The sequence below is a fragment of the Mesorhizobium sp. M0045 genome (assembly GCF_040323385.1).
In the GTDB taxonomy this organism is placed as follows: domain Bacteria; phylum Pseudomonadota; class Alphaproteobacteria; order Rhizobiales; family Rhizobiaceae; genus Mesorhizobium.
Genome location: NZ_JAMYUY010000033.1, coordinates 20,931 through 32,408, shown reverse-complemented (window position 1 = coordinate 32,408; position 11,478 = coordinate 20,931). Strand labels below are relative to the sequence as shown.

Genomic DNA, 11,478 nt, shown 5'->3' with positions numbered 1-11,478 from the left:
TCGGTGCTGCAGCCGGGTCACTCAACGGCGCGCCATCATCATGCGCCGGATTCGTCAGTGGTTGATCTGAATCCCCCCGCACCGTCCGAGTTGCGTGACCCTGCTCGTTCTGTGCCGGCGGCGGTGCAGCCAGATCCTCCAATAGGGGTCTCCGGTCCCGACAAGCGTCCTCTTTATTCCAACGATGCGACCGTTGTCGAAGGGCTGAGGTCAGCATTGGAGAGCACGGTCAAGCGCCATGTAAATTCTCTTCTCGGCTTTGGTCGTTGGCTCTTTGATAATAACAGGCCGGGATTTGCTGCTCGGCTTCACGAGGAGTCGCTGGATCCGGATCTCAAGGAGTACGAGAGCAAGAGTGGCTCCTCGGACGTGGCTAGAGCAGTGGGTCATCTCAAGACGTGGGCGGGCGGAGCGCCAGTGCTGGACCGCGCCGCTGTCCGGAATCCCGACCCTGCCGACGCCGCGCTCATCAGAGATTACACAGCGGCTCCCATCAGAGAGTACAAGGCAGCGCCGACCGGGCCGAATCCCGGTACCATTCAGACCTATGGATCTGCTCCTAGACGTTTCAGTGAATACCTGCATGAAAACAACAAGCCGGGGATTGCGGATCGGCTTCACGAGGGGTCGCTGGATGAAGATGCCAAGCGCTATGTGAACTCCGGTGGGATCAGTGCACTAGCTCATCTCCGGAAGCCCGAACTCGGGCGCGAAATTGCCCTTGCTGCTCGTCCGGAAGACGCAGTCGGCATGGAGGCTCGTGCCATTGGGGACGCCGCTGCGCAGCGCAGCGGGCCGCAGGAGGCATTGGGTCGGCCAGAGAAGCCCCCTGGGAAAGCTAAAGACGGGCGGGTGCTCGGCGCATTGGAATTGCTAGGCGACGAACATATCCAGAGGGATTACCAGCTCCTGGAGCAGGAGTTGCAGGGGAACAATCCAGATCTCGCCGCCCGGACGCGGTTCGTGGATCCCCTCGTAGCCAATTATCATCTGCGCTTGGGCTCCAAGAGCGACAGGCTAAGCGCATTCCAGCGCATCGTCCATAATCAGAACGGTAACGACACAGCCGACTTCCTGTTCGTGCCAGTGAGCGATGGCGGTAAGACTCTTGCGGAGCGCGGCACCCATTGGTCGCTGCTGTTCGTTGATCGCAGCGACCGGGAACGGCCGGTTGCCTATCATTATGACTCCGTCAGCGGATGGCATGACCCGCTTGCAAAAAAGCTCGCAAAAAATCTGGGCGTCAGCCTGGAGACCCGCGTGGACTCACCCCGCATCGCCCAGCAGAGAAACGAGGTGGATTGCGGAGTCCACGTGGTGGACGGCACGCGGGCGCTGGTTGGGCGATTGCAAAGATGGCAGCCAGACCTGCCAGACGTGAACCTCAACAACCTCGTCGTCAATCGGCAGGCACTACAAACCCGCCTCAGGGGTGACGATACATTCGGAACGGCAAATTATCTCACGAACTTTGAACTCATGGACCGACAGGCCCGAGACGCGGTTAAGGAAAGCCCCGTTGGGACGTTTCCCCAGCAGATCAAGCGGCTCGGCCAGTCAGCGCCAGACGTTGCTCCCGGGGACCCATTTAAATTTCAAAGTCTTGAGAGCAAGGGGGACGCCGCTGCGCAGCGCAGCGGGCCGCAGGAGGCATTCAGTTGGCCAGAGAATCTCCTCCCTGGGAAAGACGACGCTGTTGTGACATCGTCTTTCGTGCCAACTGGGCACCATCACCAAGCCTCGGATCCCGCAGAGTCCTTTCGTCCCCTGATCTACGGCGACCAGGGCGCGCCGGACGAGCGGATCGCTGCACAGGACAGGAGCAACCAGCTACCAAGCGAGGAGGTCCTCATCAACCGTGAGCATGATACAGCGGAGTTGAGACCAGCGAAGAGGCAAAGGACCCTGAACAGTCGTCTGCAGGACGTTGCCACTGAGCCGCAGCTGAGCGAGATCGGCAATTCAGGCGCTCGCGTGCTGATGCAGGCCCCCACCCATCAAGTGGGTGCATTGCCATGGGAGGCGCAGCCCATGATGCAAGGGAGCGGACAAGAACACGCCGCGGCGCCGTACGCCGGAGGCAGTGGCGAGCACCTGGCACCGCATACCGGAGGCAGTGGGTCGATGCTGGGTGCCTCGGTGCTGCAGCCGGGTCACTCAACGGCGCGCCATCATCATGCGCCGGATTCGTCAGTGGTTGATCTGAATCCCCCCGCACCGTTCGAGTTGCATGACCATGCTCGTTCTGTGCCGGCGGCGGTGCAGCCAGATCCTCCAATAGTGGTCTCCGGTCACGACCAGCGTCCTCTTTATTCCAACGATGCGACCGTTGTCGAAGGGCTGAGGTCAGCACTCTATGCCGGTAAGGTCCAGGAGAGCACGGTCAAGCGCCATGTAGATTCTCTTCTCGGCTTTGGTCATTGGCTCTTTAAAAACAACAAGCCGGGATTTGCCGCTCGGCTTAACGATTCGTCGCTGGATCCGGATCTCAAGGAGTACCAGCGCAAGAGTGGCTCCTCGGACGTGGCTGGGTCACTAGGTCGTCTCAAGACGTGGGCGGGCGGAGCGCCAGTGCTGGGCCGCGCTGTCCTGAATCCCGACCCTGCCGACGCCGCGCTCATCAGAGAGTACACAGCGGCTCACATCAAAGAGTACAAGGGAGCGCCTGCGACCGGGCCGAATCCCGGTACCATTCAGGTCTATGGGTCTGCTCTTAGACGTTTCAGTCAATGCCTGGTTGAAAACAAAAAGCCGCGGATTGCGGATCGGCTTCACGAGGGGTCGCTGGATGAAGATGCCAAGCGCTATATGAACTCCGCTGGGATCAGTGCACTAGCTCATCTCCGGAAGTTCGCACCCGGGCGCAAAATTGCCCTTGCTGCTCGTCGGGAAGACGCAGTCGGCATGGAGGCTCGTGCCATTGGGGACGCCGCTGCGCAGACCGCGGCACAAGCTCATGGCCACGCAGGAGAGCAGGGACCCATCTCTCGAGCTCAACAAGTCGCGCCAGCGCCGTTTGAACGGCACTTGGGCAAGAAGCGCGAGGCCCAGGACGGACTGACGAGTACACTTGACAGGAGCAACCTCGTGAACAGCGGGGGCGTCATCATAAACAATGAACATTACACAGCGCTGTTGAGACCGGCGAAGAGGCAGAGGACTGATAATCCGCAAAGCCGCGCCATGGGGCGGCAACTGAGCGAAGCAACCACGACGTCCATCAGCCAAGCCTCCGATCAAGCCCGAGCGGACCTAATGGCTTCCTTCAGAAGCAGGGAGCGCTCCGACGCGGGGCGTTGAGCTCCATGGCTGGGGTCAAATCGCCAAACCGACGCAAATTGTCGGACAGGGGAGGCCGCTGAGCCTCATCCGCTTCGATGAGAGCGGCGTCGGCGGGTTCTGTCGCAAACTTTTCGGAAAGGTCATTTGCCGCAAAAAATCGCTTGCGGCATCGCGACGAGCACTGAAGTCGATCAGCAGCCGCAAGAGCCAGTATGTCAGCAACCGGGCTCGAACACATCTCAACCGGTGAAAAGGTTCTCGAAGTCCGCGAGGCCCCCGCGGCGGCCATCATCATGTACGCGTTGCGGCACCTCGAAACCGCTTCCCTTGGCGTCGGATCAATCGTGTTGAATCAGCAAGCCTGGCCCCAGGAGGCGGTTTCAGGTGCATGGCGCAGTACTATTCACAAGAGGGTGCGAACGGGGCATAGCGTGCGCACTCGAAGGCGTCAGCGGGAGCGTCAGCTACATAGTCGATAACACGCGCTTTTTACCTCGGTCTCGGCTCGCAACGATGGATTGCTAACGGCGAACTCATGCTGGTCGGCAAGGCGATACTGGCTGGAGCATCAACTCGGCCGACGAGAGTGGCCACACCATCCTAGACAGGATCGGCCGATATGCCCGGCATCGCCGCTCTGCAAAAAGCACAGCGGGCATCCAGACGTTGCCGGGTTGACTATGGGTGTCCGAACCGCGAAAAGAGGCCGCTCTTTCTGAGTGGCGTGCGCCGGCAGTCTAACCCCAAGCCCCCCGCCCGGGCTGCGGCGCGCTTCTAGGAACATCGAGGTAGATGACGAGACTCCGAACTACATTTCCAAAGCTATCGGTGGATTCACATTTCAAGCCCAATCGATTTCCTACAGCCAGGCGTTGCGGCTGCTCAATGACGAGTAATCTCATCAAGGTCTGCCACCATTAAAATTGAGGAAGGTGCGATATTTTTCGGATCGCATTCTGAAACGCATCAGACAGGCGCCCTCCCGGAGCCGACGCCCTTGACGAAAGCAGACGGGGGGCTCTCCACAGAATCAACTCGATGAGCCGCTGCGTGAATTGGCGCAGGACTTTGACGATACAGTTTGATGTGAGGCTAGTATGAACCCGCGAAATAGTAATCCATCCCGTGTAACAGCTTTGTCGCAGGTGCAGGACGCCGGCTTGGAAGACGGGCAAGCGGTCCAGGCCCGGCGAGTGGGCTTTGAGCAGCACGTGTCCGAGGCGCTCCGGCCGCTGTTCGATGGTCGAGCTGACGAGCCGCCTACCGGTCCAGAGGAGCTTCTGCGACTGGAACAGGGGTTTCGCGAGGTGCTTCAGCGAGGGCAGGATCATCAAGCCGCCTCGTCTTTTTTCCGCGATCCAAGGATGCCCGCTGGACGGGATGACCCCAAGGGAAGCGTGTCGGACGCTTTCGCAGCAGCCGGCCCTAGGGACGCCGGAGTTGAGGTCGCCGCCCCGCCAGTGTTAGCTGCCAGCCAACAGCAGATCCGGCCCTCGCCACTTGCGTTTGACCGACCGGTATCATCCTCGGCTGCTGCAGGCGTGCGCTTGTATGCCCCTTCGATGATCTCTCGGAAGACCAGTTCCGAAAACTGCGATCAGTTGCCCGCCTTGTGCTGCCGCCTCGCCGTCGAGGTCGAAACGCCCGCGAATCAATGGAAGGTCAGCGGGCCATGGGGGCAGAGTGCAACGGTGTCTACACCGCCTATTTGAGGGGAGAGGTACACTTGGCTTTCCTGTTCCAGCAGCATCCGACCGCACACCGACCCGATGGGGAGCTAGAATTCAAATCGGACCTTCGCAAGGCACGGGCCGCGGATCAAACGCCGTTCGTTTGGGAAAAATGGCTCAGTACCGACAAAGCTTCTGTAATGGCCCTAGTGGCCTCGGTTGCGCTCTTGGTCGCGATACAGTGGCAAGACCCCCAGATCAACGAGGCGGTCCTAAGCGAACTGCGGACAATTCAGATCAACTACGCATTGCTCCAGCGAGACGTCGCCCGCGCCGACATGGTATTGGACCTCCGTTCCGTTGCTTCTACCGGGCAGGCATTAAAAAGGAACCTTCAAAACTACCAACGCCTTGTTGAGATTTCGCCCAATGAGAGCTCCGGGGTGCACTCCAGGTTGCTTGCACAGCTCAAAAAGTCCCTCGAAAACACCGAAGCTGCCATCTCGGCCTCGGCCGCGCAAAATGAGCTTCTGCAAAGCTCTCTCGTACGCTTTGCTCGCTCGGCTAATCGCCTTCGGGGGGGAGTGTCGAACAGGCCTGAATTTTCCAATCTGATCCTTCAATTTTCGGCCAGACCGGGATTCAGCCTCGCGTTACAAATCGAACAGTCTCTCGGCCGACTTCCTCCTAGCCAGGACCAAGTCACGGAGGATGTTGCCCGCGAGGGCCGCGCTATCCTGTCCTCAATGTTGAGGTTGGACCGCGCTGTCAATCGGATCCCATCCTTCGACACGTTCGCCAAGGCTGCCGAATTGGAGCGAGAACATCTGAAAGCCTACAGCTTCGCCAGCGCGCAAGCGCAGCGTACACGACTTTTCTTTGGCTTGGTGTCCATATGCCTCTGCTTGTTTGCGACCATTCGAGCCTCCACGCTGCATGTGCGGACGAACCGGTTGGAAAGGCGGTTAGAGCTTGAAGCGGCAATGAGTGAGATCGAAGCTTGCTTCATCGACAGTCAAGCAACGAAGGCTTCGCGGCGCTTCTCCACCGAAGCAGCGCTTAGACTCATTCAATGCGTTTTCGATGCGGATCAATGCGCGCTTGCTCTGGTGGATCCGAGTATCAGCAGGAATACCGAATACTTTGTCGCGAACAAGCGCATGCGCGTCTGGAACGCCACGCTAATCCATGAAGTCGTCTCACTTGTACACCCGGAACAGCCAGTGTTTCGCGTCGTTCCGGCGTCGGAAGTGGTTCGGACTGCCGTAGGCACTACCGGTGTTTGTCAAATTGTTGGTTGCAGGGCCTCCGATCAGCAGGCTGCGGTTTGTATCCTTGTTTTTGAAGGAGATCGCTCACCACCCTCCACAGACGACCTCCTGGTTCTGGCGAGCGCTACTGGGCGTTTAGGCAACCATCTTGAAATGCAACGTGTACACACGGAACGTAACCTTTTTGAGAGTCGATGGGAGCATGCGGAAAGGCTGACGGCTGTCGGCACAATCGCAAGCGGCGTTACACATGAATTCAATAATGTTCTAGGAGCAATAGTCGGCTACGCAGAGATGGCTAAAGGTCTTGTGCGCCGCCCCTCGAGAATTCGGGGCCACATCGGCCAAATTATCTTGGCCAGCAACCGAGCCAAGCTGATTATTGATCAAATTTTGTCACTAAGCCGAAATCGGAAGCGCGTGACGATGCCTTTCGACGTCTCGGAGAGTGTAATGGATCTCGCGCCATTGCTGCGGGTTACACTTCGTGCGGATGTTCAGTTGAACTTCAAGATCAACGAGTGGCAAACGGTGATCGAGGGCAGCCCGACCGAGATACAGCAGATCCTTATGAATCTATGCAAGAACGCGTCGGAGGCTCTCTTGAATGAGGGCCGTGTCGAGATTAGCGTTTCTCGCGCTCACGTCTGTCAAACGAAGCCCGTGGCTAGGGGCACCTTGAAACCGGGAGATTACGTTCTCCTCTCCATCAGCGACGATGGCCAAGGAATCGCAAGTTCCGTGCTTCCGCATATCTTTGAGCCCTTTTTTACCACGCGCTCTCGCGTCGGCGGGACCGGACTGGGTCTTGCTGCAGTGGACCGCCATGTGAGCGCGCTTGCAGGATGCCTTGACGTCACCTCGGCTGTTGGCCGAGGTACACGCTTCGATCTCTACTTACCGGCCTGCGCTGAGGAGCAGGTCAGAGCTGATAGCGCTTCCGGTCCATACGATGGATCACTTGGCAATGGAGAAATCATTGCAGTCGTGGAGCCAGATCCAGCAGCGTTGGAGATCTACAACGATAAGATCGCCGCGCTTGGTTATAAGCCGGTCGGCTTCGCGACCTTCGAAAGTCTTTGCGACTGGATCGAGAGCGGGAAGGCAGCCGACCTCCTAATTTTCGATAAAGCGACTTTCCTCGGGCCAGGACAGGCCGAAGCCGTACGTACCACCCTGATGACGGTGCCCATCATCGTCGTTGGTGGAAGCGACCCCATGCCGATCACATCTGGTAATCAGACCTTCGTCCTCTGGCTAGCCAAACCGGTCTCGTCCTGGACGATGGAGCATGCAATTCGTAGGATGATAATGGCATGATGCCGCCGACGCGCTCAGGCTACCGAGCTACCGAGGCAATCGGAGGCGGAGCCGGCTGGGATCCAGCAAATACAAGAGCGTCGGACGATCTCTGCGCACCCGGCTCATGGCGAGTTCCCCTCGAACACTGTCGTCGGCTTCCGCCCAAGGAAGGGCTCCCGGACCATGGCAAGCCTGCCGCCGTGCTCGTGACCGTCAAGGACAAGTCGCCGCGCGATGGGGTCTGCGGGCTCCATGCTTGACAAGTCACTGCGCGCTGGCGGCGACAGGCGACGGGTAATATAAGGTCGGGACGAGGAGATGGTCGCCAATCGGTCAGGCAAGATGGTTGACGAAATGACTCGGGAGCAAAGCTTGACAATCATCGCCCCATTCACGCCAGACTTCTCCTGTGCATTCATCATCGGCTACGGCTCCTCGCCTGCCCCGATAAGGCTATCGCCGCCCGGCCGGGCTAGGGATATCCCAGGTTCCGACGTGTTCCTTTCATGCTTGGTGGACCTAGGCCCCGGCAGGGCGGGAGCATGAGGCTGGGTTCTCGGTCGCGGATCTGTGAGGCAAGCACGGGGTAAGCGACGGCTCGACCACCATTGGGAAGGCCGGCTTCGGCGGCACGGAGGTGCGGTGTAGCAGGACTTTCGAACTACCTGCGGACAACACACTGGATAGGCTGTTCTCGTCGTTCGGTCCAGTTCACCTCGCCTATGTCGACATTTTACGGCGCTTCACTAACCGGGCACCGCACGATGGCAGCTCGTTCTCTCCGCAAAAGATACTCGCTGTGTTAGCTTCCGTTTTGTGTGCTTGCCCTCACCTGCGGGATACGTAAGGCCATCCCTAAAAGCATCGAATGCGGCAGCGACAGCGCGAACCCCAAAGCGATGCTCCCGCCGTACGCGGACAAAACCGTTTTCGAAGTCCACTATTCCGTCCTTGGCCAGCATCGCCAAACGCTCATCTGAACCGCGAAGACGGATCGGATCAGATCCGTGGGCGACAGAGATTGCCGGCACGTCAGCCTCGCACATTAATCGCTCGATGATGGCGGCTCGCACGCGGTCGTCGTCTGTGAGGCGATGGCCCTTCGATGTCGCCAGTCGGCCAGCTGCGATGTGCCGGATGTAGAAATCCCGTGTAACTTCGTTTTGGACGTACCCTTCGCCCATGCGGCCGATAGCGGACGCGCCGAAACCGATCAGGGTTCTGCAGGTGTCGGCCGAGTAGCCCAACGAGTTACGTCGCAGGCGACCTGTTTCCTGTGCCAGCGCGAGCTCGTCGTGCGGCAAGGCGAAATGGTCGAGCCCGATCTCTCGGTAGCCGGCGGCAATCAGCGTCACGGCGACAGCCGCATGCTGTTCAGCGCGGGCAGCGCTGTGGGAAGAAATTCCGCCTCGATGAGGCGCTGGTTCTTTATTTGGGATGGGATATGCGAGTAGCCGAACAAGGCAAGCCGGTCGGGGCGCATGGCGACCGCTGCCCTCGCCGTCTCGACCCACGACACCACCGTTTGACGCGGCAGGCGTCCCATGGTGATAACAACCACCTTGCCGCTGAGCTCGCCTGTGTCTTTGCGTTATGCCAGCCCGTTCCGCTTAGATGTCTTGGTTGTTCCCGCCGAGACCTCACGCGCACCGTTTTATTCCCACCATCCCTCCCCGTCAGCTCCGCCTGGGAAATTCTGCCAGCTTGCCGGATCCGACGAGATAATGCAGCGCTGGGACGGACTTTGCTCGCCAGCTAGCGACCGTGGTGATCTCTGCCAAAAGGACGAGGCCATGAACGCGATCGGCGCTAACGGTGGGCGTTTGTATAAGCCTTGGGGTGGGAACTGGGCCTTCTATGCTGGCGCCACATACAAGCTCAACGAGACAACTTCGTTCTACCTTCGGCTCTCCCGGTGACCAGCTCTCAGTAGCGTCGCGGCAAACGTTGCCTATGGGGTTCTTTTCGATTTCACAGCTACGGCGACTCCAAACTCAGCAGTCGGCAAGATGGAAGCTTCCAACGGGAACTGCCCAATGCGAACAAGAAGAGCAGTGTCGGCAGTAATCCTGCGCCTCGAACGCTCATCCTAACGCCGTTGAAGCGTTGAGCTCCGAGGTTGAGCAGACCAAGCCCGCAACACGCTCCAAGAGAACGGCGCATAGAAGCCATACGAGATTGCAGCCTAGCCTCGGGGCCGGACGTTGTTTCATATCAGACCGGTGGCGATGAAGCCTGCCATCCAGCACCCGGTCAGTTTCAGGTCAAACTTGAACTCCCAGTCGGGTCAGAACGCGATCAACTGGCAGTCCGGGCACTTAAAAATGACAAATGGATCGCCTGCTTTTGGGCCATCCATGGGGAATTCGGGCGCGAGAGAACAAGCTCACACAGCATAAGCGAAGCTCCAGGCGAATGTTGCGCTGGCCGAGGCAGAACCATGTTTAAAGCTGCCTGTTTTCCACCTCGAACCTGTCTGAGTCCGGCCGATCGTCATGGATCGGCCAAAGCATCGGCCAGATGGCTCCCTCAATTACGGTTTGTGCATAGTTGTCAGTGCGATAGGCCTGCCGAACATCGGCCATGATCATCATCGGCAGCATCGATTTGTGTCCAAGCCTGGCAGCGGTGGCAGTGCCGAGGCCCGCAAGTCCGCATGCCGACGATCGGCCAGAAGATCGGCCAAACAATCTGGTCAACTGAAAATTTAGGTTAATAATCACGCATTTGGCGGAACCCAAGATCGGCCAATATGGAAGAGAGCGTACAGCGCATCGAACCGGCACGCCTACCCGATCTATCCGAAACTATCTCGGATGCGCTGGTAGAGCTGTCGGCGACGTCGGCTGTTTTGGGCAAAAGCCTGCACTCGCGTACCGCAGCCAACCTCGCCCATCTCGTGCGCATCATGAACACCTACTACAGCAACCTGATCGAAGGCCACGATACGCGCCCGCGCGACATCGAACGGGCGCTGGTCGGAAATTTCGATCGAGACGAGAACCGCCGCAATCTGCAGCTCGAGGCGGCCGCGCACGTTCGCCTGCAAGCCGAGATCGACCGCCTGGCTGCCGATGGGCAGTTGCCGGAACCGGCATCGGTAGGTTTTCTTCGATGGCTGCACGCGGAATTCTATCGCGATGCCGAAGCGCCCATGCTGACCATCAAGGGTGCCGGCCGTGAGTTCGTCACGGCGCCAGGTGAGTGGCGATCGAAGCCAGAGCATGATGTCGCCATCGGCCGGCATGAACCGCCTTCGAGCGATCGCGTCAACGATTTCATGCAATACTTTGCCATGCGTTATCGCTTCGTTAAGCTGGGCAAGGCCGGACGCATCCTGACCATTCCTGCCGCGCATCACCGCTTCAACTACATTCACCCGTTTCCGGACGGCAACGGACGCGTCAGCCGATTGATGAGCCACGCCATGGCCCATCAGGCCGGGATCGCCGCGCACGGGCTGTGGTCGATCTCACGAGGCTTGGCACGTGGCGTGAAAAGCCGAACGGATTACAAGAGCATGATGGATCATGCCGATATTTCCCGCCAGGGTGATCTCGACGGACGTGGCAACCTCTCCGAACGCGCACTCGGCGATTTTACCTTATGGTTCCTGCAGGCGTGTATCGATCAGGTGAGCTTCATGACCGGACTGTTCGATCTCGACACGTTGGCCAAGCGGCTGTATCGGCATGTGGAGCGCAGTGGTCTGAAGCCCGAAGCCGGCCGCCTCGTGGAGGAAGCGCTCACGCGCGGTGAGTTTGACCGCGGCGAGGCATCCCGTATTAGCGGACTACCCGAACGTACGGCGCGTCGAGTGTTCAATGACGTAATCGCGCTCGGACTATTGGCGTCGGAAACGCCAAAGGGCCCAGTGTCCCTACGCTTTCCGGCGGACGCTCTGGACGCGCTGTTTCCGAAGCTTTTTCCGGAAACGTAAGAGCATAGGGCGC

Annotated in this window: 4 protein-coding genes and 2 pseudogenes; 4 read left to right on the top strand and 2 right to left on the bottom strand. The window is 59.1% G+C overall.

Going from position 1 to position 11,478, the window contains the following annotated elements:
- The first annotated feature begins 216 nt into the window (after window positions 1-216).
- The 3 genes and pseudogenes from NKJ72_RS29250 to NKJ72_RS29240 all read left to right on the top strand — a co-directional run bounded on the left by NKJ72_RS29250 (window position 217) and on the right by NKJ72_RS29240 (window position 7,543).
- On the top strand, window positions 217-3,300 hold the full coding sequence (locus NKJ72_RS29250) for a Ulp1 family isopeptidase (RefSeq protein WP_352480535.1): 3,084 nt from the start codon (window positions 217-219) through the stop codon (window positions 3,298-3,300).
- A gap of 773 nt (window positions 3,301-4,073) precedes the next feature.
- Window positions 4,074-4,324: pseudogene (locus tag NKJ72_RS29245) on the top strand (type IV secretion system ATPase VirD4); the annotation flags it as partial.
- Between the two features lie 684 nt (window positions 4,325-5,008).
- Window positions 5,009-7,543 (top strand): two-component system VirA-like sensor kinase, encoded by a 2,535-nt coding sequence (locus tag NKJ72_RS29240; RefSeq protein ID WP_352480534.1) that lies wholly within the window; start codon window positions 5,009-5,011, stop codon window positions 7,541-7,543.
- An 833-nt stretch (window positions 7,544-8,376) separates the two neighbouring features.
- Here NKJ72_RS29240 and NKJ72_RS29235 read toward each other — a convergent pair.
- Together NKJ72_RS29235 and NKJ72_RS29230 are read right to left on the bottom strand one after the other, a co-directional pair.
- Window positions 8,377-9,062: pseudogene (locus NKJ72_RS29235) on the bottom strand (oxygen-independent coproporphyrinogen III oxidase); the annotation flags it as partial.
- A 907-nt stretch (window positions 9,063-9,969) separates the two neighbouring features.
- The gene (locus NKJ72_RS29230; RefSeq protein ID WP_352480533.1) at window positions 9,970-10,128 is read right to left on the bottom strand and encodes a hypothetical protein; all 159 of its coding nucleotides are present in this window, start codon (window positions 10,126-10,128) and stop codon (window positions 9,970-9,972) included.
- Window positions 10,129-10,277: 149 nt separating this feature from the next.
- Between NKJ72_RS29230 and NKJ72_RS29225 the strand changes: the two genes are divergently transcribed.
- On the top strand, window positions 10,278-11,465 hold the full coding sequence (locus NKJ72_RS29225; RefSeq protein WP_352480532.1) for a Fic family protein: 1,188 nt from the start codon (window positions 10,278-10,280) through the stop codon (window positions 11,463-11,465).
- Window positions 11,466-11,478 lie beyond the last annotated feature (13 nt).

Excerpts from the sequence above, each read along its gene's own strand:
- NKJ72_RS29230 (WP_352480533.1), bottom strand. The coding sequence starts at position 10,128 with ATGCTGCCGATGATGATCATGGCCGATGTTCGGCAGGCCTATCGCACT.
- NKJ72_RS29225 (WP_352480532.1), top strand. The coding sequence starts at position 10,278 with ATGGAAGAGAGCGTACAGCGCATCGAACCGGCACGCCTACCCGATCTA.